The sequence below is a fragment of the Streptomyces sp. NPDC020996 genome (assembly GCF_040641355.1).
Classification (GTDB): domain Bacteria; phylum Actinomycetota; class Actinomycetes; order Streptomycetales; family Streptomycetaceae; genus Streptomyces.
Map to the genome: position 1 here is coordinate 14,815 of NZ_JBFADM010000073.1, position 24,389 is coordinate 39,203.

Below are 24,389 nucleotides of genomic sequence, written 5' to 3' on the forward strand. Positions count from 1 at the left end.
GGGTATATGGCGCGCCCTTGGCCGCGCCGGAGGTGGTGGGGTGGTTCAGCCCGCGTACGGGTCGGCGACCCGGCCCGGACGGGCGAGGAACTCGAAGTCGCAGCCGGTGTCGGCCTGCGTGATCTGCTCGTTGTAGAGCGCGCCGTAGCCGCGCTCGTAGCGGGTGGGCGGCGGCGTCCACGCCGCCCGGCGCCGGGCCAGCTCCTCGTCGTCCACGTGGAGATGGAGGGTGCGGGCCTCGACGTCGAGGGTGATCGGGTCCCCGGTCCGCACCAGGGCCAGCGGCCCGCCGACGTACGACTCGGGTGCCACGTGCAGCACGCAGGCGCCGTAACTGGTGCCGCTCATGCGGGCGTCGGAGATCCGCACCATGTCCCGCACGCCCTGCTTCAGCAGGTGGTCCGGGATCGGCAGCATCCCGTACTCGGGCATGCCCGGGCCGCCCTTGGGGCCGGCGTTGCGCAGCACCAGCACGCTGTCGGCGGTGATGCCCAGCGACGGGTCGTCGATGGTGCGCTGCATCGTCCGGTAGTCGTCGAAGACGACCGCGGGACCGGTGTGCTTCAGCAGGTGCGGCTCGGCGGCGATGTGCTTGATGACGGCGCCGTCCGGGCAGAGGTTGCCGCGCAGCACGGCGACTCCGCCCTCGTTCGCGACGGGGTTGTCGCGGGGCCGGATGACGTCGTCGTCGTGGACCCGCGCCCCGGCGAGCTGCTCGCGCAGGGTGTCGTGCGACACCGTCGGCCGGTCCAGGTGGAGCAGGTCGGGGATGCGGGAGAGGAACCCGGGCAGGCCGCCGGCGAAGTGGAAGTCCTCCATGAGGTACTTCTGGCCGCCGGGCCGGACATCGGCCAGCACCGGCACGGTGCGCGCGATGCGGTCGAAGTCGTCCAGGGTGAGGCGCACTCCCGCGCGTCCGGCCATGGCGATCAGGTGGATGACGGCGTTGGTGGAGCCGCCGAGGCCGAGGACGGTGGTGACGGCGTCCTCGAAGGCGTCCCGGGTGAGGATGTCGCTCAGCTTGCGGTCCTTGCGGACCAGGTCGACGACCGTCATCCCGGCCCTGGCGGCCATCCGGTCGTGCCCGGAGTCGACGGCCGGGATGCTGGAGGCGCCGGGCACGGTGACGCCGAGGGCCTCGGCGGCGGCGGTGAGCGTGGAGGCGGTGCCCATCGTCATGCAGTGGCCGGGCGAGCGGGCGAGGCCGCTCTCCAGTTCCTGCATCTCGCAGTCGCCGATCAGGCCGGCCCGCTTGTCGTCCCAGTACTTCCACATGTCGGTGCCGGAGCCGAGGACCTCGCCGCGCCAGTGGCCGGGCAGCATGGGACCGGCGGGCACGAACACGGTGGGCAGGTCCACGGAGGCCGCCCCCATCAGGAGCGCGGGGGTGGACTTGTCGCAGCCGCCCATCAGCACGGCACCGTCGACGGGGTACGACCGCAGCAGTTCCTCGGTCTCCATCGCGAGCAGGTTGCGGTAGAGCATCGGGGTCGGCTTCTGGAAGGTCTCGCTGAGCGTGGCGACCGGGAACTCCAGCGGGAAACCGCCCGCCTGCCACACGCCCCGCTTCACGGCCTGCGCGCGGTCGCGCAGGTGGACGTGGCAGGGGTTGATGTCGGACCAGGTGTTGAGGATCGCGACGACGGGCTTGCCGAGGTGCTCCTCGGGCAGGTAGCCGAGCTGGCGGGTGCGGGCGCGGTGGCTGAAGGAGCGGAGGCCGTCGGTCCCGTACCACTGGTGGCTTCTGAGTTCCTCGGGGCGCTTCATATCGACCATCCGGAGGCGATCGCGGCGACCTCGGCGCGCTCGTCCTCGGGCAGCGGCCTGCTCGGCGGGCGGACGTCGCGGCGGCACAGGCCGAGGGAGGCGAGGGCCTCCTTGACCACGGTGACGTTGTTGGCGGAGCCGTTGGCGGCGCGCAGTTCCTCGAAGCGGCGGATCTGCTCCCACACCTTCATGGCGGCCGGGTAGTCGCCGGAGCGCAGCGCCTCGATCATGTTCATCGAGACGGACGGGGCGACGTTGACGAGCCCGGAGGTGAAGCCGGTGGCGCCCGCGGAGAAATAGGAGGGCGCGTACGGTTCGGCGAGTCCGGCGATCCACACGAAGCGCTCCAGGCCCGCGTCCCGGGCGAACGCGGCGAACTTGGCGGCGTCCGGGACCGCGTACTTCACGCCGATGACGTTCGGGCAGACGTCGGCGAGTTCGGCCAGGCGGAAGCCGCTGAGCTGCGCGTTGCGGATGTAGGGGACGACGCCCAGCTCGGGAACCGCCTCGGCGATCGCGCGGTGGTAGTCGACCCAGCCGTTCTGGGAGACGTAGGGGTGGACCGGCTGGTGGACCATCACCATCTGGGCGCCCAGGTCGCGGGCGTGGCGGGCGGACGCGACGGCGGTGGGAACGTCGTGGCCGACGCCGACGAGGATCGCGGCGCGGTCGCCGGCCTCGTCGACCGTCAGCTCGGTGACGAGGCTGCGCTCCTCGGGGGTGAGGGCGTAGAACTCGCCGGTGTTGCCGTTGGGGGTGAGGATCTTCACCCCGCCGTCGAGCATCCGACGCAGCAGGGCCCGGTGGACGCCGGCGTCGACGGAGCCGTCCTCGGCGAACGGGGTCACCGGGATCGCCACCACGTCGGCCAGGGCCGCCCGCTGGGTCTCGAACGTCACGCTGCTCATTCCGTGCCTTCCTGATTCACTGCCTGGTTCGCTGCCTGGCTCGCTGCCTGGTCCGCTGCCTGGTCCGCCGTCCCCGGGAACGCGCGCTCGACGAACTGCGCGATGTGGGCGTGCAGGGCACGGGCCGCGCCGTCCGCGTCGCCGTCCAGCGCCAGCCGCAGGATGTCCCGGTGCTCCGCGGCCTCCCGTTCCCAGGAGGGCGAGGCCGCCCAGGCCACGGCCGAGACGAGGGCGGCCTGGTCGCGGACCTCGTCGAGCATCCGGCCGAGCAGCGGGTTGCCGCACGGCAGGTACAGGGCGCGGTGGAACTCCCGGTTGGCGAGGGACCGTTCGGCGGTGTCGGTGGCCGCGTCGGCGCGGGTCAGCGCGTCACGTGCGGCGTCGAGGGAGGCGCCGCGGCGCACCGCCCGCCGCAGCGCCTCGGGCTCGAGCAGCAGCCGCACGTCGTAGACCTCGCGCGCCATGTCCGCGTCCACCATGCGCACCGTGACGCCCTTGTACTGGTTCATCACGACGAGCCCGGTGCCTGCCAGGGTCTTGAGCGCCTCCCGCACCGGGGTCTTGGACACCCCGAACCGTGCGGCGAGCTCGGTCTCGACCAGGGCCTGTCCCGGCGTCAACTGCCCGGTGAGGATGCGGCGTTTGATCTCCTCCTGCACGTACTGCGTGCGGGAGGGGATCGGGGTGGGCACAGAGGTCATGCGCGCCTCTCGGATCTCGCGTATCGGATCTCACGTATCGCGTCTCATATATGACGTACGAAGTACGACGCGTTGAAGGTAGGAGCGGGCCGGTGTTTCGTCAATGCTTCTGACAAGAGAAGTTGCGGTTGCCCAGGTGACTCGTGGTGCGGCCGGATCGGGCTCGTACGGCGGGCCGCGGGCGCGGACCGGGTCCCAGCCGTGGATCACCGGCTCGTCGGCGACGGCGGCGCCGGCGGCGCCGGCGACCGCGCCGGGCAGGTCCGGGCCCTCGGCGCTGGTCGTGCCGGGCCACGCGACCGGGTCGCGCCAGACGTCGGCGACCGTGCCGAGGGCCTGCGTCGGCGCGGCGCGCCGGGTGGGGCCGATGCCGCAGGCGGCGGCGTCCGGCGCGGTGCCGGTCAGGGACGCCCGGGTGCTTGCGGGCGGCGTCGCGAAAGTCGACGGCCGGCCCGGTCGGGTGGACCGGGCCGGCATGTTCCGCACCGCTCAGCCCGGACAGGTCGGCGTCGGGCGGGCGAGCCGGTCGCCGCGCACACCGTCCACGAGCGGCGTCACGGTCCGTGCCTGCGGCCGAAGGTCAAGAGCGGTACCGGCCATGGTGCGGCTCCGCGCAGGAGTGCCTGAGACGCGGACCGCCCACGCCCGGAAAGTCACCGCAAGCAGCCATCCGGCACCGCGCACCACGTCGCCGTGCCCGCACCACCACCGCGCACGCCGCTCGCCGGGCTCGGGCGCCGGGCGCCGGGCGCCGGGCGCCGAAGGCATGCGGCAGTCGGCGGCCCGCCCGCGGCCGGGCCCGCCGCGCGGCAGCCGCGGACCCGGCCGCCGGAACCCACCCCCTCGAAAGCCGCGAACACCCTGCCCCGGGCTCGCCGTCCGCACGCCGCACCGTCATGGCACGCCACACCGCCGTGCGGGCACCACACACCGTGCGCGCGTCGCCTGCCGGATGCCGAAGGCGGCGACACCGGCGGCCCGCCCGCGGCCGCACCCACCGCGCGGCAACCGCGCGCCCGGCGCCGGAACCCACCCGCCCAAAGACCGCGAGCCCACCGCTTCCAGGGCCGCCGTCCCGCACCACAGCCCCGTGCGCAGCCACGCCGCCGTGCGCGCGCCGCCTGCCAGGCGCCGAAGACATGCAGCACCGGTGGCCCGCCAGCCGAATCCGCCGCGCGGCAACCGCCGGCCCGGCCACCAGAACCCACCCGCCCAAAGACCGCGAGCGCCGCACCCAGGGTCGCCGTCCCGCACCGCGCCCCGTGCGCACGCCACGGGGGCCGGTGCCGTCTGCCGGGCGCCGAAGGCGTGCGGCAGACGGCGGCCCGCCCGCGGCCGGGTCCGCCGCGCCGCAACCGCGGACCCGGCCGGTGCGGAGCTCGCCCGTTCAGAGGGCGGTGAGTGCCTCCCGTACTGCCGTCAGGTCGGCGTCCGAGGCCAGGCCCGCGTGGTAGAGGCGCAGTTCCGTCGCGCCGAGGTCGCGGGCGCGGGCCGCGTCCGCGGCGAGGGTGTCCGGGCTGCCGCCCATGCCGGACACGACGGTGAAGTTGGCGGCCAGGACGGCGTCCTGCCGTCTCTGTTCCGCGAAGGGCGTGAGCAGGGCGGGCCCGCCCGTGCAGGGCACGACCACGCCGTCCGCGACGGTCAGGACGTGCGCCGGGTCCACACCCGCGTTGGCGCCGCAGTGGTACGTCACCGGGTCCGCGTGCAGGAGCACCCGGAAGCCGTCGGGGGCCGCCGCGCGCACGGCCCGGACCGCCGCCTCCTGGAGCGTGCGGGCCTGCTCGTCGCGCCACGCGCGGGTGGCCGCCGCGTTCGCCTCGCCGAGCAGTTTCTCCACGCCCGCCCAGCCTCCGTCGTCGGGCGCTCCCCGCCACAGCGGCTCCAGCGCGGCGCGCACGGCGACCGCCAGCTCGTCGGCGTCCAGGCCCCGGGCGCCGTAGCCGTCCCGGCAGGCGGGGCAGAAGCAGAGCGACATCAGGTACTGCCCGGCCTCGCCGAGCGCGACCCCGCCGGTCTTGTCGTGGGCGTGCAGGTGCTGCAGCCCGTACCAGCCGAGGGACTCCAGTTCGGTGCCGCGTGCCCCTGGGCGTACGGCGGCCTCGGCGGCGAGGTCGACGAGGTACGCGCGGGTGGCGGGCTGCGCGATGCACGGGGCCCACGGGTAGCGGTCGCCGTAGGCGTTGACGACGGAGGTGTCCGGATGTTCCGCGCCCAGGCGGGAGTTGTGGGCGAGCACCACCCAGGTGTGGACCTCCAGGCCGGCGTCCGCGAGCGCCGACGCCGCCTCGCCGCAGGCGTCGCCGGACGCCCAGTCGCCGGCCGGGTGGGGGCGCAGGGTGCGGCCCGCCCAGCGGCGGTCGTCCGGCGGGTAGAGGACGGCGGCGTGTTCGGCGGTGACGACGCGGTGGCGCGGGTGACGGGGCGTCAGCGCGCGCGTGGAGTGGTAGGCGGCGGCGAGCGTCACCTGCGCCACGCCGAGCCCGGCGACGAGCCCGGCGGCCGCCGGGTCCCCGTTGACGTCCCAGGGGTAGACGAACGCCGACGCCCTCACTTGTCCTCCTCCAGCAGCGCGTACCCGCGCTCGATCAGCCGGGCGAGCTGCTTGACGTGGTCCTCGGCCGGTTCGTCCAGCGGGGGCCGGACCTCGCCGACGTCGAGTCCGCGCAGCCGTACGCCGGCCTTGACGAGGGAGACGGCGTAGCCGCGGCCCTGCGCGCGCAGTTCGACGAGGGGCCGGTAGAAGCCGTCGAGGAGGCGGTGCGCGGTGGTGTCGTCGCCGGTCCGCAGGGCCGTGTGGAAGGCCAGGGCGATCTCCGGGGCGAAGCAGAAGACGGCGGAGGAGTACAGGCCGACGCCGATGCCGCGGTAGGCGAGCTGGGTCTGTTCGGCGGTGGGCAGGCCGTTGAAGTAGAGGAAGCCGTCCGGGACCTCGGTGCGCACGGCGCTGACGGCGCGCTGCATCAGGTCGAGGTCGCCGAGCCCGTCCTTGAAGCCGATGATCCCGTCCGTTCGGGCCAGTTCGACGACCGTGCGCGGAGTGAACACGGCGTTGTCGCGCTGGTAGACGATCACGGGCAGCGCGGTCGCGGCGGCGATCTCGCGGTAGTGCCGCAGCAGCCCCTCCTGCCCGGCGACCACCAGGTACGGCGGCATGGCCAGCAGGCCGTCCGCGCCGGCCGCCTCGGCGAGCCGCGCGTACCGCACGGCCAGCGCGGTGCCGTAGCCCACGCCGGCGACGACCGGCACCCGGCCCGCCGTCGCCTCGACGGCCGCCCGCACGCACGTCTCGAACTCCTCGGGGGTGAGCGCGTGGAACTCGCCGGTGCCGCAACAGGCGAAGACCGCGGCGGCTCCGGCCTCGACCCCGGCGCGCACGTGCGTGCGATAGGCGTCGAGGTCGAGGCCGCCGTCGGGGGCGAAGGCGGTGACGGGGAAGAACAGCGGCCCGCTGGGGATGCTGAGTCGAGCGGCGAGAGGGGCAGGCGTCACGGGCTCTCCCTGAGGCAGGCGCGTACGTAATTCTGATCAGCGTCCATATTTCTGAACGATGCCACCCTAGGGAGCCCTCTCCGGGGCGGTCAAGCGCGCAAACCGGCAACACGGCGCCGGAAGACGGACAGAACCCCCCGGCACCGCGCCACACTTGACGGAGTGCGGCACCGCTCCTTAGCGTGTCCACGAATGTGAATACCGTCCACGCATGCGGCCACCTGTCAGAGGCGGCGGACCAAGGAGAACCGAGGATGCCCGCTCCCCGCACCGTTCTGCTCACCGGCGCAGCCGGCGGAGTCGGCACCCTGATGCGGAACCTGCTCCCCGCCTTCGGCTACGAGCTGCGGCTGCTCGACCTGCACCCCATCGAGGGCGACCCGGACGCGATCACCGCCGACCTGGCCGACAAGGACGCCGTGCGCGAGGCCGTACGGGGCGTCGACGCGATCATCCACCTCGCCGGCATCTCCCTGGAAGCCCCCTTCGAGAAGATCCTCAGGGCGAACATCGAGGGCACCTACAACGTCTACGAGGCCGCCCGCGAGGAGGGCGTGGGCCGCGTCGTCTTCGCCTCCTCCAACCACGCCGTGGGCTTCACCCCGCGCCCGCAGGGCGACGACCCGCTGATCCCGGTCGACACCCCGCACCGCCCGGACACCTTCTACGGCCTGTCCAAGTCCTTCGGCGAGGACCTGGCCCAGTTCTACTGGGACAAGTACGCCCTGGAGACGGTGTCGGTGCGCATCGGCTCCTGCTTCCCCGAGCCCACCAGCGTCCGGATGCTGTCGGTGTGGATGAGCCCGGCCGACGGCGCCCGCCTCTTCCACGCGGCCCTGACCGCCGAGAACGTCGGGCACACCGTCGTCTACGGCTCCTCCGCCAACACCCGGCTGTGGTGGGACCTGTCCAGCGCGCGGGCGCTCGGCTACGAACCGCAGGACGACTCCGAGCCGTTCGCCGAGAAGCTCATCGCCGAACAGGGCGAGCTGGACCCGGAGAACGTGGCGCACGCCTGCCTCGGCGGCCACTTCGTCAGCGACCCGCCGATCTGGCCGTACTGATCCGGTACGGCCGCATCCGGGAACAGACGTTCGCGCGGGCGGGCACCGAACGTGCCGGCCCGCGCCTTCGTGGTGCCGCGGGACAGCGCGGGAGGGGGAGCGGCCGGGGCGGCGCCGGCGGGGAGCAGCCGGGGGCGCGAGGGGGGAGTAAGGGAACGGCAAAACGCCTCCGCTCGTTCACCCGGCATGACAGCTATGACCCCCGGCTCGAACATCCCGCTCTCCGCCGCCCGCGTGACGGTGGACGTCGCCGCCCCGGTGCGGCTCGACGTTTCGGGCCTGCTGCTCACCGCCGACGGCAAGGTGCGCTCCGACGACGACTTCATCTTCTACAACCAGCCCGCCGGCCCGGGCGTGACCTACCGTTCCGGCGGCGGCACGGCGCCCGACGCGATCACGGTCGACACCACCGCGCTCCCGCCGGGCATCGAGAAGGTCGTCGTCACGGCCAGCCCGGACGCGGCCGGGCAGACCTTCCAGGGCATCGAACCGACGGCCACCCTCCGCAACGCGGACGACCACAGCGTGCTGGCCACGTTCACGCCCCCGCGGCTGGGCACCGAGACGGCGCTGGTGGTCATGGAGATCTACCTGCGGGGCGGCGTGTGGAAGGCACGGGCGGTCGGCCAGGGGTACGCGAACGGTCTGGCCGGCATCGCCACCGACTTCGGCGTGACGGTGGAGGAACCGGCCCCCGCGCCGCAGCCGGCGGCTTCCCCGATGCCCGCGCCGCAGGCGCCGGTGACGCCCCCGGCCGCTCCGCTCGGCGCTCCCCCGGTCCCGCCGGCGCCGCCCGCCCCGCCCGCCCCCGGCGCCGGGAAGATCAACCTCGACAAGGGCCGCGTCAGCCTCCGGAAGAACCAGACCGTCTCCCTCGTCAAGGGCGGCCGCCCGCTGCTGTCGCAGGTCAAGATGGGCCTCGGCTGGGAGCCGGCGTACCGCGGCAAGTCCATCGACCTGGACGCGTCGGTGATCGCCTACGGCCCGCAGCGCAACCACATCGACAGCTGCTACTTCGGCAAGCTGCAGATCCTGAACGGCGCGGTCAAGCACTCCGGCGACAACCTCACCGGCGAGGGCGCCGGCGACGACGAGGTCATCGTCGTCGACCTCGGCCGCCTCCCCCAGGAGGTCACCGGTCTGGTGTTCACGGTGAACTCCTTCTCCGGCCAGAAGTTCACCGAGGTCGCCAAGGCCTACTGCCGCCTGCTGGACGGCACGACCGGCGAGGAGCTGGTCCGCTTCGACCTCACCAACGCCGAGGCGCAGACCGGCGTGATGATGGCGAAGCTGATCCGCCAGTTCTCCGGCGAGTGGGACATGACGGCCATGGGCGACTTCGTCAAGGCGCGCACGGTCCGGGGCATGGTCAAGCCGGCCGCCCAGGCGCTGTAGGCGTCCGTACGACGCCCGGGGCGCCCCCGGACCGGGGGCGCCCGGCGGTCACTTCCCGGCCGCGGGCCGCAGTCCGTCCATGAGCAGCGACAGGTACCGGCGGACCTGCCCGACCCCGCCGCTCGCGAGTTCCGAGGCGGTGCTGATGCCGCGGGTCAGGCGCAGCACGTCGATCGGCTCGACGTCGCCCCGCAGGGTCCCCTCCCGCTGCGCCGCCGCCACCAGCTTCACCGCCGCCCCCTTCGTACTGCCCGCGCACGCGGTGAGCGCGACGTTGCTGCCGTCCGTGACGGCCGAGCCCAGCAGGGACTTCAGGCCGCGGACCTGGATCGCGCCCAGACAGACCTCGGCGCTCCGCTGGAGTGCGTGCCGCGCCGGGCCGCGCCCGGCCGGGCCGGGCCGTCGATCAGCCGCCGCGGAGTCGTGGCCGGTCACGCTGTCCCCCGCGCGCCTTCAGGGCGCTGTCGGAACAGGGCGCTGTGAGGGCTGAGCGCGCCGGGCCGGACCGCGCCGGGCCGCGCCGGACCGGACCGGGCCGGACCGGGCCGGACCGCGCCGGACCGGGCCGGACCGCGCCGGACCGGGCCGTCCCTCAGCCGCCGCGCCGTCGTGGCCGGTCGCGCGGTTCCGCGCGCGCCTTCGGGGTGGTGTCGAGCCGCCTGCGGACGGTGCGCGGCCCGGTCAGAACAGGGCGCTGTAGGCGTTGAGCGCGGGCTGTCCGCCCAGGTGGGCGTAGAGGACGGTGGCGTCCCGGCCGATCTCCCCGCGCGCGACCAGGTCGACCATCCCGGCCATCGACTTCCCCTCGTACACCGGGTCGGTGACCATCCCCTCGGTGCGGGCGGCGAGCCGCATCGCCTCCAGCGTGGCCTCGTCCGGGATGCCGTACGTGCCCGCGTGGTAGCGCTCGTCGAGCTCGACGTCCTCCTCGGTCAACTCCCGCTCCACGCCGATGAGTCGACCGGTGTTGTGAGCGATCCGGGCGATCTGCGCGCGGGTGGCGGCCGGCTTCGCCGACGCGTCGATGCCGATCACCCGCCGCGGCCGCCCGCCCGCCTGCTCCAGGGCGGCGAACCCGGCGACCATGCCCGCCTGCGTCGACCCGGTCACCGAACACACCACCACGGTGTCGAAGAAGACGCCCAGCTCCCGCTCCTGCTCGGCGACTTCGTACGCCCACCCGGCGAACCCGAGGCCGCCGAGCGGGTGGTCGGACGCCCCGGCCGGGATGGCGTACGGCTTCCCGCCCGACTCCTCGACCTCCCTGAGCGCCTGCTCCCAGCTCTCCTTGAACCCGATCCCGAACCCGGCGCGCACCAGCCGCACGTCGGCCCCGGCGAGGCGGCTGACCAGGATGTTGCCGACCTTGTCGTACACGGAGTCCGGCCAGTCCACCCAGCTCTCCTGCACCAGCACGCACTTCAGCCCGGCGCGCGCGGCGCAGGCGGCGACCTGGCGGGTGTGGTTGGACTGCACCCCGCCGATCGACACGAGCGTGTCGCAGCCCTTCGCCAGCGCGTCGGCGACCAGGTACTCCAGCTTGCGGGTCTTGTTGCCGCCGTAGGCGATGCCGGAGTTGCAGTCCTCGCGCTTGGCCCACAGGGAGGCCCCGCCGAGGTGCGCGGTCAGCCGTTCCAGGGGGTGCACGGGCGACGGCCCGAAGAGCAGCGGGTAACGGTCGTACGAGGAAAGGGACATGTGTCCTCCCGGGGTCGGGGTCAGTCGCCGTCGGCGAGTTCGGCGAGGCCGCGCCAGATCTCCGCGGTGACCCGGACGGCGGTGTCCGCGTCACCGGCCGCGCAGGCCGCGATCAGCTGCTCGTGCAGGCCCGCCGAACGGCAGGTGCCACCCTCACCGAAGCGGCGTCGCTCCAGCCGGCGGATGAGCGGGGTGTAGCGGGCGACGGTGGCGGCGGCCGCGCGGTTGCCGGCGACGCGGACCAGGACGTCGTGCAGGTCGTCGTCGGCGCGCACCGCCGCGTCCACGTCACCCGAGCCGACGGCGGCGGCGAACCGCTCGTTGGCCGCGCGCATCGCCGCCACGTCCGCCGCGGACAGCCGGGGCACCGCGATCCGCGCCACCAGCTCGTGCATCGCGCCGACCACGGCCGCCGCGTCCCGCACGTCGGCGGCGACGACCGGGGTCACCCGCGTGTAGCTCTGCGGCTTGCTCTCCAGCAGCCCCTCGTCCACGAGCCGGGAGAACGCCTCCCGCACCGGCGCCCGGGACAGTCCCAGCCGCTCGGCGAGGTCGGCGTCCCGCACCACCGTGCCGGGCTCGATCTCCCCGGCCACGATGGCGTCCCGGATCGCTTCGTACGCCCGGTCCCTGAGCAGGGTGCGCCGGACGGGTCGGATGGCCTCCACGACTGAAATGTTAGATGTCAGAGAGCGGGCGGACAAGGCCGTGGCCCGCACCTGCGGTGAGGTGCGGGCCACGACTCGGTGCGCGGGGGACGGCTCGGCGCCTGCGGGGAAGGGCGGGCCGGCGGGTCAGCCGCGCTTCTGCCGCTTCCACGGCCCCGTGATAGCGAGCATGATGCCCGGGGTCTGAATGTTGGCGAACAGGGTCTTTCCGTCGGGAGAGAAGGTGACGCCGGTGAACTCGCTGTACTCGGGCTCCGCCGCGGTGCCGATGTTCAGTTCGTTGCGGGCGATGGGGTACGTGCGGCCGCTGTCGGTGGCGCCGAACAGGTGCTGCACGCCCTCGCCGTCCTCGGCGATGACGAGCCCGCCGTACGGCGAGACGGTGATGTTGTCGGGGCCGTCGAAGGCGCCGTCGGCGGAGGGGTCGGTGTTGACGCCGAGCAGGACCTTCAGGGTGAGGGTGCGGCGCTTGGGGTCGTAGAACCAGACCTGGCCGTCGTGCGCGGTGCCGGGGCTCTCGGCGCGGGCGTAGGAGGCCACGACGTAGGCGCCGCCGTCGCCCCACCACATGCCCTCCAGTTTGCGGGAGCGGGTGACCTGGCCGTCGGTGAACTGCTTGCGCACCGACACCGTCTTCGCGTCGCGGTCGGGCACGTCCACCCAGTCGACGCCGTACACCGTGCCGGTCCGGGTGGCGCGGGAGAGGTCGTCGACGAACTTGCCGCCGGAGTCGAAGCACTTGAACGCCTGCAGCACGCCCGCGTCGTCGGCGAGGGTGCGCAGCTTGCCGCGGCCGTGGCGGAAGCCCTCCGGCGGGGTCCAGCGGTACAGCAGGCCGTTGGGGCCGGACGCGTCCTCCGTCAGGTACAGGTGGCCACGCTTGGGGTCGACGACGACGGCCTCGTGGGCGTACCGGCCCAGCGCCTTGACGGGCCTCGGGTCGCGGTTGGCCCGGCGGTCCTCGGGGTCGACCTCGAAGACGTAGCCGTGGTCCTTGGTCATGCCGTTCTGGCCGGCCTTGTCCTCGGTCTCCTCGCAGGTCAGCCAGGTGCCCCAAGGGGTGTTGCCACCGGCGCAGTTGGTGGAGGTGCCGGCGATGCCGACCCACTCGGCGACGTGGTCGCGGCGCACCTCCACGACCGTGCAGCCGCCGGACGCGGCGGGGTCGTAGACCAGGCCGTCGGTGAGCGGGACGGGGTACTTCCAGTTGGCCCGCGGGCCCTTGAGCTCGTGGTTGTTGACCAGGAGGGTCGCGCCGCGGGGACCGTCGAAGGCGGAGGTGCCGTCGTGGTTGGACGGGGTGAACTCGCCGGACTCCAGCCTGGTCCTGCCGCTGTAGGTGACGATCCGGTACGAGAAGCCGGCGGGCAGCGCGAGGATGCCGTCCGGGTCGGGGACGAGGGGACCGTAGCCGACGCCGCCGTGCGCGTCGGCCGGCTCCTCCCCGGCACGCTCGGTCTCCGTGGACGCGAGGGCGCCCGGCGCGGTGGCGAGTGCGCCGACGCTGCCCGCCAGCGCGACACCGGCGCCGGTGATCGCGGATTTCGCGGCGAAGTCCCTGCGGGTGAGCGACATGGAGTCTCCTGTGACGGTGGGTGCCGTGGAGGGTGGCGAACGACGGGTCGGCGCCACCGTCCCGCCCGCGCCTGAACGCGGTCTGAACACCGGGCGACGTCACCGCGCACGCTTTTGTGCATCCATGGGCACCGTTCACAGGAACCGGGCGTGACCCGAGCCCCCGAGACGTCAGTCCCCGCGCTGCGAGCGGGCCTTGAAGGCGGCCTTGCGGGCCTGCTTGGCTATCTTCTTGTCCGGGTGCAGGCGCCCCATCGCCTCCAGGACGTCGGCCGTCGCCGGGTGGTCCACCCGCCAGGCGGCCTCGAAGAAACCGCCGTGCTGAGCCGCCAACCCCTGTACCAGCGCCCGCAGTTCCTCGGAGTTTCCCTCGGCCGCGAGCTGGGCGGCCACCGTGTCGACGGTCAGCCAGAAGATCATCTTCTCGGAGGGCGCCGGCACGTCGGCGGCCTGCCGTTCGGTCAGCCAGACCCGGGCGAGCCCGCCCAGTTCGGCGTCGTCGAGCACCTCCCGCAGCGCCGGCTCGGCCTCCGCGCCGACCAGCGACAGCGCCTGCTGGCAGCGCAGCCGCCGCAGCGGCGCCCCGGCGTCCCCGCCCCGCGCGGCCGCCAGCAACTCCCGTGCCGCGGCCAGCGGTTCGCGGCGGGCTAGCCACTGCTCGATCTCGGCCTGCGCCGCCGTGTGCCCGAACGACGCCGCGCCGTCCAGGAGCGCGTCGGCGCCCTTGTCCGCCAGGTCGCCGACGGCGGGCGCCTGGAACCCGGCCTCCAGCAGCCGGGCCCGCACGCCGTACAGGCCGAGGGGGGTCAGCCGCACCATCCCGTAGCGGGAGACGTCCGTCTCGTCGACGGGCGCGGCGGGCTCCTCGTCGGCGTCCGTCATCAGCGCCTCGTCCACCGGCTGGTACTCCACCAGCCCCACCGGTTCGAGCAGCCGGAACTGGTCGTCGAGGCGCATCATCGCCTCGGAGACCTCTTCCAGCACGTCATTGCTGGGCTCGGTCATGTCGGTGGGCACGAGCATCGACGCGGCGAGCGCCGGCAGCGGCACCGGCGACCCGCCCGGCCCGTCCTCGCCGACCGTCAGCAGGTAGAGGTTGCCGAGGACGCCGTCCAGGAACTCGGCCTCCGCCTCGGGGTCCCAGTCCAGCTCGGAGAGATCGACCCGCCCGCCGTCGTCCATGGCCTCGACCAGCCCGTCCAGGTCCGGCACGCTCGCGTCGGCCAGCAGCGTCTCCAGCGCCCCCAGCCACACCCCGAGCACGTCGCGCGGCGAGCCGCCGGTGAGCAGCGCCAGGTCCTCGCCGGCCGCGACGGTGCCCGCCTCCTCGTCGGCGATCTCGACGAGGCCGGTGTCCACGGCGACCCGCCAGGCCTCGCTCGCGCAGGCGGCGGCGTCGTCCCCGCTCAGCCCGAGGGCCGCGGCGGCCGCGGGCAGTTGCTCGTCGACCAGCCCGCCGGCGGCGTCGACACGCGTGTCCGGGCCTGCCCAGCGGGCGAGCCGCGCGGCCCGGGACAGCAACGGCGTGGACAGTGCGTCCCGCGCCAGCTCCGCTTCGGGACGCAGCCGTACCGGCGGCAGGGGGGAGCTGTCTGACATCGGCTGGTTCTCCTAGAACGGCTCGGGGCCGTACGACCACCTGGACGACGTACGACTCAGGTCGAAGCCTAGACGGATTTCCACCCATGCCGCCCGGTTCATCTCCCCGCCAGGGTCCGTACATGGCCGAAACCTTGACAACTGGCGCGACCAGGCAGGAGATTGACGCGCGTAGAAACCGAGGACAACTGTTCACCGGTTTCTACGCGCGTCACCGTCGCAGCCAGCTCCACCCTCGTCCCGGCGCTCACGTATGTCCCCGGAGGGATCCCGTTGCCGAGCAAGTCTTCCGCGCGCCTCGCCGCGCTCACCGTCGCCGCCGTCTGTTCCGCGGCCTCCGCCGTCGTGCTGACCTCTCCCGCGCACGCCGACTCCGTGCGCATCCATGACATCCAGGGGACCACCCGCATATCCCCGTACGCCGGCCAGAAGGTCGCGGACGTGGCCGGAATCGTCACCGGCGTGCGCACCTACGGCTCTTCCAAGGGCTTCTGGATCCAGGACCCGAACCCCGACGCCGACCCGGCCACCAGCGAGGGCGTGTTCGTCTTCACCAGCTCCACCCCGAAGGTCGCCGTCGGCGACTCCGTGAAGGTCAGCGGCACGGTCTCGGAGTACGTGCCCGGCGGCACCTCGAGCGGCAACCAGTCGGTCACGGAGATCACCAAGCCGACGATCACGGTCGTCTCCAGCGGCAACGCGGTGCCCGCGGCCACGGTGATCGACGCGGACTCGGTGCCGGACGCCTACACCCCGGCCGGCGACACCGCCGCGAACGGCTCGGTCAACGGTCTGGCGCTGGACCCGTCGGCGTACGCCCTGGACTACTACGAGTCCCTGGAGGGCATGAACGTCCAGGTCGCCGACACCCGTGTGGTCACCGCCACCGACGCCTACACCGAGCTGTGGGTCACGGTGAAGCCGCGCGAGCACGCCAACCGCCGCGGCGGCACGGTCTACGGCTCCTACGACTCCCAGAACACCGGCCGGCTGCAGATCCAGTCGCTGGGCTCGACCGCCGCCTTCCCGAAGGCGAACGTCGGCGACACCCTCACCGGCACCACGGACGGCCCGCTGGACTACAACCAGTACGGCGGCTACACGCTCGTCGCGAACCGGATCGGTGCCCTCGAAAGCGCCGGACTCCAGCGGGAGTCGACCGACAAGCAGCGGCACGGCGAGCTGGCGGTCGCCACCTACAACGTCGAGAACCTCGACCCGTCCGACGCCACCTTCGAGGAGCACGCCTCCGCGATCGTGAACAACCTCAAGTCGCCCGACATCGTGTCCCTGGAGGAGATCCAGGACAACACCGGCGCGACGGACGACGGCACCACCGCCGCGGACGTGACGGTGAACAAGCTGATCGACGCGATCGTCGCGGCGGGCGGCCCGCGCTACGACTGGCGCTCCATCGACCCGGTGAACGACGAGGACGGCGGCCAGCCGGGCGGCAACATCCGCCAGGTGTTCCTGTTCAACCCGGCGCGGGTCTCCTTCACCGACCGCGCGGGCGGCGACGCCACGACCGCCGTCGGTGTCACCAGGGAACACGGCAAGGCGGCCCTGACCGCCTCCCCGGGCCGGATCGACCCGACGAACGCCGCCTGGGAGGACAGCCGCAAGCCGCTGGCCGGCGAGTTCGTCTTCCGCGGCCGGACGGTCTTCGTGATCGCCAACCACTTCAACTCCAAGGGCGGCGACCAGGGCCTGACCGCGCAGTACCAGCCGCCGGTGCGCAGCTCGGAGGTGCAGCGCCACCAGCAGGCGACGCTGGTCAACGCCTTCGTCAAGAGCATCCTCGACGTGCAGAAGAACGCGGACGTCATCGCGCTCGGCGACATCAACGACTTCGAGTTCTCCGACACCGCGAAGATCCTCGAGGGTGACGGCGAGCTGTGGTCGGCGATCAAGTCGCTGCCGCGGAGCGAGCGGTACACCTACGACTACCAGGGCAACGAGCAGGTCCTGGACCAGATCCTGATCAGCCCGTCGATCCGGCGCGGCTGCGACTTCGAGTACGACAGCGTGCACATCAACTCGGAGTTCAACGACCAGATCAGCGACCACGACCCGCAGGTGCTGCGGTTCCACCCGTAACGCCAGGGGTCGTGCCGGACGGGGTCCTCGCCACCGGGCGAGGCCCCCGTCCGGCCGAATGCTCCCGTCCGGCCGGATACTCCCGTCCTGCCGAATCCTCCGGCCGGATGCTCCCGTCGGGCCGGAGGATTCGGGCCGCGTCCGCGATTCGCCGGGCGTATCCGGGCAACACGCTGGTCATGGACGAGGACGAGAACGACGAGGGCGGCAAGGACAGTCCCGCCCGGCTGCCCGCACGGTCCTGGCGGGCGGTGGCCCGGCGCACGGCGAAGGAACTGCTGGACGACGAACTCGGCGACCGGGCAGCCGCGTTGACGTACTACGGCGTGCTCTCGCTGTTTCCCGCGCTGCTGGTGCTGGTGTCCCTGCTGGGCGTGGTGGGGCAGCGCGCGACGGACAGGATCCTGGACAACATCGGCGACCTGGCGCCCGGTCCCGCCCGGGACATCCTGCGGGACGCCGTCGTCCAGCTCGGCGACAGCAACGGCACGGGCGGCGTACTCGCCGTGGCCGGGCTGCTCTTCGCCCTGTGGTCCGCGTCCGGGTACGTCGCCGCGTTCATCCGCACCTCCAACGCCGTGTACGACCTGCCGGAGGGACGGCCGGTGTGGAAGCTGACGCCGCTGCGGCTGGCGCTGACCGTGGCTCTGATGGTGCTGCTGGCCGCGAGCGCGGTCATCGTCGTCTTCACCGGGCCGCTGGCCGAGCGGGTGGGCACGGCGATCGGGCTGGGGCGGGCGGCGATCGCCGTGTGGGGCGTGGCGAAGTGGCCAGTGCTGCTGCTCCTGGTGGTCATGATGATCGGCCTGCTGTACTGGGCCGCGCCCAACGTCCGCGGCCGCGGCTTCCGGTGGATCAGCCCCGGCAGCGTCCTCGCCACGCTGATCTGGCTGGTGGCGTCCGCGGGCTTCGCGGTCTACGCGGCCAACTTCGGCTCGTACAACCGGACGTACGGCACCCTCTCCGGCGCCATCGTCTTCCTGGTCTGGCTGTGGCTGACCAACCTGGCGATCCTGCTGGGGCTGGAGTTCGACGCCGAACTCTCGCGCGAGCGGGCCATCGTCTGCGAGGGGCGGCCGCCGTCGGAGGAGCCGTACGTGGAACCCCGCGACACGCGGAAGTGGCCGCCGAAGCTCCGGGCGGCCCGGCGCCGCCGACGCCCGGCACAGCCGCCCGCCGGCGGCGCACCCCCGGGCACCCTCCCCGACCCGGCCCACCCGGGCGCGTAACCCCGACCGCACGGCCACCGCGGGACGGCCGGCACGGAGGCACGGCGCAGGCGCGCGACACCCGCCGAGGCAGGCCGGCCCGGACACGGCGAAGCCACCAGCGGACCGCCACGGACCGAGCCCACGACACCCGCCGGGGCCGGCCGGCCTCGCCCGACCTCGTGCAACACGCAAAGGCCACCCGACGCGGCACCGGCCGACGCGGCACCGCCCGGCCCGACGCGGCACGGCACGGCACAGACCCGGCACGGCCCGACCCGACACGGACCCGCACGGCCAGGCACGGCACGGCCCAGCACGATCCGGTGCCGCGCGGCGCGGCGTCTGACGGTTGACGGAGCCGAGGGGGACCGGCGCCCGTAGCGCCGCCAAGCCGACGCGATACGTGGCACCGGCCGAAGCGTCCGCGGACCCGGCCGGAGAGCGACAGAGCGCGCAGCGCGGCGCCCCCGCGCCCGGCGCCTGTCGCGCCCGCCGCACACCCGGTCGGGCGATGGCCTCAGCCGGCGCGGATCCGGCCGGGCCGACCGGCCGTAAAGCGGGCTCCCGGTCGCCGCGCCGCGGAACCGCGGACAGGCACCGCACGGAGGGACGCCGCACGGACGGACGCCGCGCAGGCGGGGACCACGTGGGCGGGGACCGCGTGGGCGGGGACCGCGTGGGCCGGCACCGCACGGAGGGACGCTGCGTGGATTGGCACCACCCAGGGGGCCACCGCGTTGTCCGACGCCGCGCAGGCGGCCACCGGCGTGAGTGGCCACCAGCGCGAGCGGACACCGCATGGACAGGCACCCGGGTGTCCCGGGTGCCCGTTCACTTCGGCCGTGCCGTCGGCTCCTGCCCGGGCCGTCGGCCGACTACCGCTTCTCGGGCTTGGGGTACCGCCACGCGACCACCGCGGCGAAGACCAGTGCCGCGCCGATGACCAGCGCCGGACGTGGATGCCGGACCGCCGCCGTGGCCACGGGCCGGGCGGGCCACGGCACGCCGCGCTCCACCTTGCGCTCCAGCGCTTGCCCCGTCTCCGCCGTCCTCCCCTGAGCCGTGTGACCCACCCGCAGCGCCCGTTCCTGAGCCGTGTGACCCGCCCGTACCGCTCGCTCCTGAGCCGCGTGACCCGTCCGTACTGCCCGTTCCTGCGCCGTGTGGCCCGCCTGAAGTGCCCGGTCGTGGACCCGGTGCCCGGCCTTCGTCGCCGTGTCGTGGACCTTGTGCCCGGCCTGCGCCGCGGTGCTGCGCAGTTGCACGGTCATCGCGCCCGCCTTGTCCCGGAGGTCGGCCGCGCGGGCCTGCGCCCGGCCCTTGACGTCGATCCTGCCCGCCAGCTCCGCGACCGTGTCGCCGAGCTGGCCGCGGGTCTGCTCGATCTGCCGCCGCAGTTCCTCGGGGCCGTGGGACCCCGAGCCCGACACTCCTGCCCTGTCCGTCATCGGTGCGCCCTTTCCCTGATCACCTCGACGTCGGCCCTGACGCTGTCGAGAGTCCGCTCGGGGGTGGGCGGTCCGGCCCGGCGCAACTGGGCGCGGCCGGTCACGGCGAGCACGCCCGCGATCGCGAACAACGCGCCCGTCACGATCAGCGCCGCGGCCCAGACCGGCAGCACCAGCGAGAGGGCGGCGGCCCCGGTGGCGGCCAGGGCGAGCAGGCCGGCGTAGGCGACCGCGCCGGCGGCGCCGAGGAGTCCGCCGCCGCGTCCGGCCCGGCGGCCCTTCGCGGCCAGCTCCTCCTTGGCGAGGGCCAGTTCCTGTCGTACGAGCCGCGAAAGCTGCTCGGTGGCCCGGTTGACGAGCTCGCCCACCGAGCGCTGCCCGTCCAGCCTGTTTTCCGTGGTCCCGCTCACGGTGTCCCGCCTCCTCTCGTGCGCCTCTCCTGCCGGAGGCACCCGGGTACCCGCACCGGGCTGCGGTTACCCCTTGCGCCCGCCGTCCGGCCCGGGCTCGCCCAGCCGGGCCAGCTGCGTCTGGAACCAGTCCAGGCGCGCCTGCAACAGGGCCGCCTCGGCGACGAGTTCCGGCACCCCGAACCCGTCGACGGCGGCGCCGTCCCCAGGCGGTGCGGCACCCGCACCCGCGACCACCCGCAGCCCGTTCCCGGCCAGCCGCGCGAACGCGGCGAGCGACATCCCCGTACGGCCGCGCAGGCAGCCCGCGCAGGACGGCGCGAGCGCCCGCCAGCCGGGGCGGCCCCAGCCCGCGTCGGCCAGTGCCGTGGCGGGCCGGCCGCACGCGCACGCGCCGACCGTGGCGGTGCGGACCCGCTGGCGGGCGTAGCGGAAGCCGCGTTCGAAGCGGATGTAGGCGCCGAGGACCGACACCTCGAGCAGCACGGCCGTGCGGTGCTCGGCCGTGCTCAGCAGTCCCTCGGCCGCGGTGCGGTCGTGCACGCAGTGGAAGCCGCAGTCGCAGCGGCGGTGCGGAGCCCGGTGGCGCAGGCCGTAGACGCAGGACGCGTCGGCCACGACGCCGTACGGCAGCGCGCCGCCCAGCGACACACCGGTGAACCCGGCCCGGGTGCCGTCCTGGGACAGCACCGGGTGGGCGATCTTGTATCCGGTCGGCGGCTCCGTCGGGCGTTCCTCCGGAAGCCGCAGTCTCATCGGGCCGCCGGGACCTCTTCGGGGGCCTTCAGTTCCTCGGTCTCAAGCGGGGTCTCGAGGTCCTGCTCCTCGTGGGCCTGCGGCTGTTCCTCCGCGACTCCGGTGGCGAGTGCCTTGCCGAGCTTCATGACGCCTCCCATGACCGTGGCCGGTGTCCGTCCTGGCCATGGTGACCCATGAAGGGCCGAATTGGACATAGGGCCCGGCCCATCCTTCAGCGTTCCTAAGAATCATTCGGCAGGAAAATTAAGTGGAGCTACACGAACCGCCGGCCCGAGACTGCCTCCATGAAGCCTCCCGCGACCGCCCGCGCCGCCGCCCCCGTCAGCGTCCCCGCCGCCCCTCCCTTCGGCCGCGCCCTGTGCGCGATGATCACGCCCTTCACCGAGGAGGGCGCGCTCGACCTGGACGGCGCGCAGCGGCTCGCCGACCGCCTGGTCTCCGGGGGCTGCGACGGCCTGGTGCTGTCCGGGACGACGGGCGAGTCGCCGACCACCACGGACGCGGAGAAGGCGGCGCTCGTGTCGGCGGTGCGCGAGGCGGTGGGCGCACGCGCGTCGATCGTGGCGGGCGTCGGCACCTTCGACACCCGGCACAGCGTCGAACTCGCCAGGCAGGCCGAAAAGGCGGGCGCGGACGGCCTGTTGGTGGTCAGCCCGTACTACAGCAGGCCCCCGCAGGACGCGTTGGAGGCGCACTTCCGGGCGGTCGCGGACGCGGCGGGCGTGCCGGTGGTGCTGTACGACATCCCGGGCCGCACCGGCACCCGCATCGAGCCCGAGACGATGATCCGCCTCGCCGGGCACCCCCGGATCGTGGCGGTCAAGGACTGTTCCTACGACTTCCTCGCCGCCCAGAAGGTGCTGCTGTGCACGGACCTCGCCTACTACGCGGGCTGCGAGGAACACCACCTCGCCCTGTACGCGGTGGGCGGCGCCGGCTACATCAGCACGGTCGCCAACGTCGTCCCGTCCGGGCTCCGCGCGGTCCTGGACACGTTCGACGCGGGTGACGCCGCGGGGGCCGCGCGCCTCCAGCAGCGCGCCACGCCCCTCATCGAGGCGATGATGTCGGCGGGCCTGCCCGGCACGGTCACGGCCAAGGCCCTCCTGAACGAACTGGGACTGCCCGCGGGCCCGGTCCGCCCCCCACTGCTGCCCGCAAGCCGCGAGGCGACCGAGCAACTGCTGACGGCCTTCGCGGAGTACACGACCGACTGACCTGCACGGCCCGGACACGAACGGGCGCCCCGCCGACGAAGCCGGCGGGGCGCCGTGCGCAGGTGTGCGGTGCGGGAGCCGGCCGGTCAGTTGTGGCTGTGCAGGATCTCGTTCAGGCCGCCCCAGACCGCGTTGTTCGGGCGGGCCTCCACGGTGCCGGTGACCGAGTTGCGGCGGAAGAGGATGTTGGAGGCGCCGGAGAGTTCGCGGGCCTTGACGATCTGACCGTCGGGCATGGTGACGCGGGTGCCCGCGGTGACGTAGAGGCCCGCCTCGACCACGCACTCGTCGCCGAGCGCGATGCCGACGCCCGCCTCGGCGCCGATCAGGCAGCGCTCGCCGATGGAGATGATCACGTTGCCGCCGCCGGACAGCGTGCCCATGGTCGAGGCGCCGCCGCCGATGTCCGAGCCGTCGCCGATGACGACACCGGCGGAGATACGGCCCTCGACCATCGACGTGCCGAGGGTGCCGGCGTTGAAGTTGACGAAGCCCTCGTGCATGACCGTCGTGCCCGCGGCGAGGTGCGCGCCGAGCCGCACCCGGTCGGCGTCGGCGATGCGGACGCCCTTCGGGACGACGTAGTCCGTCATCCGCGGGAACTTGTCGACCGAGGTCACCTGGAGGTGCAGGCCCTCGGCGCGGGCGTTGAGCCGCACCTTCTCGACGTCGTCGACGGCGACCGGGCCGAGGGAGGTCCAGGCGACATTGGCGAGGAAGCCGAACATGCCGTCGAGGCTCTGGCCGTGCGGCCTGACCAGGCGGTGCGAGAGCAGGTGCAGGCGCAGGTAGACGTCGTGGGCGTCGAGGGGCTTCTCGTCCAGGGAGGAGATGACCGTGCGGACCGCGACCACCTCGACGCCCCGGCGCGCGTCCGGGCCGACCGCCTTCGCGGCGCCCTCGCCGAGCAGTTCCACGGCCCGCTCGGCGGACAGCCGCTCGGTGCCGGACGGGCCGGGCTCGGCGGCGAGCTCCGGCGCGGGGAACCAGGTGTCGAGGACGGTGCCGTCGGCGGCGATCGTGGCGAGGCCGGCGGCCACCGCCCCGGTGGTGCTGGGTGCAGTCGTGTCGGTCATGACGGCAACCTAACCGGCCGGGCCTCGCGGAGGCCAACCCGCGCGCGCCGCGTCTCAGGGGGCGAGCCTCAGGCGGGCGAACAGGCGGACAGGCGGACGGCACACAGGCGGACGGCGGGAGCCTGCGGCCGAGGACAGCCACGGACCCACGCCGGCGTCGGCCCCGGCGTCGGCCCCGGCCCCCGCGCGCCTCGCGCGGGCCTGTGAACGCGCCTCGCACCGCCTCGGAAGACGGGGAAACCGCACTTGTTCAAACAGCTGCTCCCACGCCTCAACGTCCACTAGTGTTTCACCGTTCACATACCGGGTCATCGCCGCCGCGGCCGTGCGTCGCCGTGGTGCGCCGCTGGAGGAACAGCGCATGCACGACAACAGGTCCCGGCCCCCTCATGAGCCCTGGGCGAACGGCTGGGCGCAGGACACCTCCCGCGCACCGGGCACCCGGCGGCTCTGGCTGGCCGGTGCCCTCGCCCTGGCCACCGTCGTCGCCTGTGTGACGACGATCGCCGTCAACAGGGAGGGCACACGCGACACGTCACGGACGGCGGTCGCCTCGCCGGAGGCCACCGTGCCGGGGCTGATCTCCTTCGCCTCCCCGTCCGCGGGCACGGCCTCCCCCGCCCGGCACCGGAAGGCCCCGTCCTCGCCCGGGCCCACGACGGCCCGGCCCCGGCCGGGCGTCTCGGCGGACGCGGCCTCGCCCGCTCCCGTGCGGTCCGCCTCGCCGTCGGCCGGGCCCGGTTCGGCCTCACCGCGGCCGGCGGACGTCCGGCGGTCGGTCCGCTCGGTCAACTATCCCGACCACTACTGGCATGTCAGCGACGGTTACGTGCGGCTCGACCCGGTGCGCGGCCCGGCCGACCGTGAGGACTCCACGTTCAAGCTGGTCAAGGGGCTGGCGGACGCGTCCTGCTACTCCTTCGCCACGCACGACGGCGGCTACCTGCGCCACCGCGACTTCCTGCTGCGCGCCGAACGCAACGACGGTTCCGCCCTGTTCCGGCAGGACGCCACCTTCTGCCCCCGCGCCTCGGCGTTCCCGGGCGCGGTCATGCTGGAGTCGGTGAACTACCCCGGGCGCTTCCTGCGCCACCAGAACTTCCGGCTGAAGCTGGACCCCTGGCAGAACAGCGACCTGTACCGGCAGGACTCGGCGTTCCGGCTGGTGGACGGGCTCGCCTGAGCGCAGGCGCACCGGCAACAGACAGACAGGCGGGGGGGGGGGGGGGGCGGCCGGGGGGGCGCCCCCCCGGGGGGGGGGGGGGTGGTAGAGGGATCGAGAAGCCCCCCCGCCCCGCCCG

At 73.8% G+C, this 24,389-nt stretch carries 21 protein-coding genes and 1 pseudogene; 6 read left to right on the top strand and 16 right to left on the bottom strand.

Annotated elements, in window-relative coordinates:
* Positions 1-45 precede the first annotated feature (45 nt).
* From araD to AB0G63_RS33855, 6 genes are all read right to left on the bottom strand, one after another.
* Positions 46-1,776: an L-arabinonate dehydratase gene (gene araD, locus AB0G63_RS33830; protein ID WP_360758328.1), complete on the bottom strand. Its 1,731-nt coding sequence runs from the start codon at positions 1,774-1,776 to the stop codon at positions 46-48.
* Complete coding sequence (locus tag AB0G63_RS33835) at positions 1,764-2,675, bottom strand: dihydrodipicolinate synthase family protein (RefSeq protein ID WP_360758330.1); 912 nt, start codon at positions 2,673-2,675, stop codon at positions 1,764-1,766. The genes araD and AB0G63_RS33835 overlap by 13 nt, the downstream gene beginning before the upstream one ends.
* Positions 2,672-3,376, bottom strand: a complete 705-nt coding sequence (locus AB0G63_RS33840; RefSeq protein WP_360758332.1) for a GntR family transcriptional regulator — start codon at positions 3,374-3,376, stop codon at positions 2,672-2,674. Before AB0G63_RS33840 ends, AB0G63_RS33835 begins: the two co-directional genes overlap by 4 nt.
* Before the next feature lie 30 nt (positions 3,377-3,406).
* On the bottom strand, positions 3,407-3,853 hold the full coding sequence (locus tag AB0G63_RS33845; protein ID WP_360758334.1) for a hypothetical protein: 447 nt from the start codon (positions 3,851-3,853) through the stop codon (positions 3,407-3,409).
* Between the two features lie 910 nt (positions 3,854-4,763).
* The gene (locus AB0G63_RS33850) at positions 4,764-5,930 is read right to left on the bottom strand and encodes a hypothetical protein (RefSeq protein ID WP_360758335.1); all 1,167 of its coding nucleotides are present in this window, start codon (positions 5,928-5,930) and stop codon (positions 4,764-4,766) included.
* Positions 5,927-6,868 carry a 5-dehydro-4-deoxyglucarate dehydratase gene (locus AB0G63_RS33855; protein WP_360758337.1) on the bottom strand — a complete coding sequence of 314 codons (942 nt, stop codon included), beginning with the start codon at positions 6,866-6,868 and terminating at the stop codon, positions 5,927-5,929. Before AB0G63_RS33855 ends, AB0G63_RS33850 begins: the two co-directional genes overlap by 4 nt.
* Positions 6,869-7,122: 254 nt before the next feature.
* On the opposite strand from AB0G63_RS33855, the gene AB0G63_RS33860 reads away from it, so the two are divergent.
* The gene (locus tag AB0G63_RS33860; RefSeq protein ID WP_360758339.1) at positions 7,123-7,932 is read left to right on the top strand and encodes an NAD(P)-dependent oxidoreductase; all 810 of its coding nucleotides are present in this window, start codon (positions 7,123-7,125) and stop codon (positions 7,930-7,932) included.
* A gap of 195 nt (positions 7,933-8,127) precedes the next feature.
* Positions 8,128-9,327, top strand: coding sequence for a TerD family protein (locus tag AB0G63_RS33865; protein ID WP_360758366.1), 1,200 nt, complete (start codon positions 8,128-8,130; stop codon positions 9,325-9,327).
* Between the two features lie 48 nt (positions 9,328-9,375).
* Here the strand turns inward: AB0G63_RS33865 and AB0G63_RS33870 are convergent.
* The 5 genes and pseudogenes from AB0G63_RS33870 to AB0G63_RS33890 form a co-directional block, all read right to left on the bottom strand.
* Positions 9,376-9,675: pseudogene (locus AB0G63_RS33870) on the bottom strand (TetR/AcrR family transcriptional regulator); the annotation flags it as partial.
* A 333-nt stretch (positions 9,676-10,008) separates the two neighbouring features.
* Positions 10,009-11,025, bottom strand: coding sequence for a 1-aminocyclopropane-1-carboxylate deaminase (locus AB0G63_RS33875; protein ID WP_360758341.1), 1,017 nt, complete (start codon positions 11,023-11,025; stop codon positions 10,009-10,011).
* A gap of 20 nt (positions 11,026-11,045) precedes the next feature.
* Complete coding sequence (locus AB0G63_RS33880; RefSeq protein ID WP_360758343.1) at positions 11,046-11,693, bottom strand: GntR family transcriptional regulator; 648 nt, start codon at positions 11,691-11,693, stop codon at positions 11,046-11,048.
* 126 nt (positions 11,694-11,819) lie between these two features.
* Entirely contained in the window at positions 11,820-13,268 is a 1,449-nt protein-coding gene (locus AB0G63_RS33885) for an alkaline phosphatase PhoX (protein ID WP_360758345.1), read from the bottom strand.
* A 171-nt stretch (positions 13,269-13,439) separates the two neighbouring features.
* Positions 13,440-14,867 carry a hypothetical protein gene (locus AB0G63_RS33890; protein WP_360758347.1) on the bottom strand — a complete coding sequence of 476 codons (1,428 nt, stop codon included), beginning with the start codon at positions 14,865-14,867 and terminating at the stop codon, positions 13,440-13,442.
* Positions 14,868-15,140: 273 nt separating this feature from the next.
* Between AB0G63_RS33890 and AB0G63_RS33895 the strand changes: the two genes are divergently transcribed.
* Positions 15,141-16,967 (top strand): endonuclease/exonuclease/phosphatase family protein, encoded by a 1,827-nt coding sequence (locus tag AB0G63_RS33895; RefSeq protein ID WP_360758349.1) that lies wholly within the window; start codon positions 15,141-15,143, stop codon positions 16,965-16,967.
* 179 nt (positions 16,968-17,146) lie between these two features.
* Entirely contained in the window at positions 17,147-18,196 is a 1,050-nt protein-coding gene (locus AB0G63_RS33900) for a YihY/virulence factor BrkB family protein (RefSeq protein WP_360758351.1), read from the top strand.
* A gap of 857 nt (positions 18,197-19,053) precedes the next feature.
* On the opposite strand, the gene AB0G63_RS33905 is transcribed toward AB0G63_RS33900, so the two are convergent.
* From AB0G63_RS33905 to AB0G63_RS33920, 4 genes are all read right to left on the bottom strand, one after another.
* Positions 19,054-19,626: a DUF3618 domain-containing protein gene (locus tag AB0G63_RS33905; protein ID WP_360758353.1), complete on the bottom strand. Its 573-nt coding sequence runs from the start codon at positions 19,624-19,626 to the stop codon at positions 19,054-19,056.
* Positions 19,623-20,036, bottom strand: coding sequence for a phage holin family protein (locus AB0G63_RS33910; RefSeq protein WP_360758355.1), 414 nt, complete (start codon positions 20,034-20,036; stop codon positions 19,623-19,625). The genes AB0G63_RS33905 and AB0G63_RS33910 overlap by 4 nt, the downstream gene beginning before the upstream one ends.
* A gap of 66 nt (positions 20,037-20,102) precedes the next feature.
* Complete coding sequence (locus AB0G63_RS33915) at positions 20,103-20,792, bottom strand: hypothetical protein (protein WP_360758357.1); 690 nt, start codon at positions 20,790-20,792, stop codon at positions 20,103-20,105.
* On the bottom strand, positions 20,789-20,920 hold the full coding sequence (locus AB0G63_RS33920) for a hypothetical protein (protein ID WP_360758359.1): 132 nt from the start codon (positions 20,918-20,920) through the stop codon (positions 20,789-20,791). Before AB0G63_RS33920 ends, AB0G63_RS33915 begins: the two co-directional genes overlap by 4 nt.
* 159 nt (positions 20,921-21,079) lie before the next feature.
* Here AB0G63_RS33920 and dapA point away from each other — a divergent pair, with 159 nt between their 5' ends.
* On the top strand, positions 21,080-22,012 hold the full coding sequence (gene dapA / locus AB0G63_RS33925) for a 4-hydroxy-tetrahydrodipicolinate synthase (RefSeq protein ID WP_360758361.1): 933 nt from the start codon (positions 21,080-21,082) through the stop codon (positions 22,010-22,012).
* 86 nt (positions 22,013-22,098) lie between these two features.
* Here dapA and dapD read toward each other — a convergent pair whose 3' ends face one another.
* Positions 22,099-23,088: a 2,3,4,5-tetrahydropyridine-2,6-dicarboxylate N-succinyltransferase gene (dapD, locus tag AB0G63_RS33930; RefSeq protein ID WP_360758362.1), complete on the bottom strand. Its 990-nt coding sequence runs from the start codon at positions 23,086-23,088 to the stop codon at positions 22,099-22,101.
* Positions 23,089-23,449: 361 nt separating this feature from the next.
* Between dapD and AB0G63_RS33935 the strand changes: the two genes are divergently transcribed.
* Positions 23,450-24,271 carry an AbfB domain-containing protein gene (locus tag AB0G63_RS33935; protein ID WP_360758364.1) on the top strand — a complete coding sequence of 274 codons (822 nt, stop codon included), beginning with the start codon at positions 23,450-23,452 and terminating at the stop codon, positions 24,269-24,271.
* Positions 24,272-24,389: the final 118 nt, after the last annotated feature.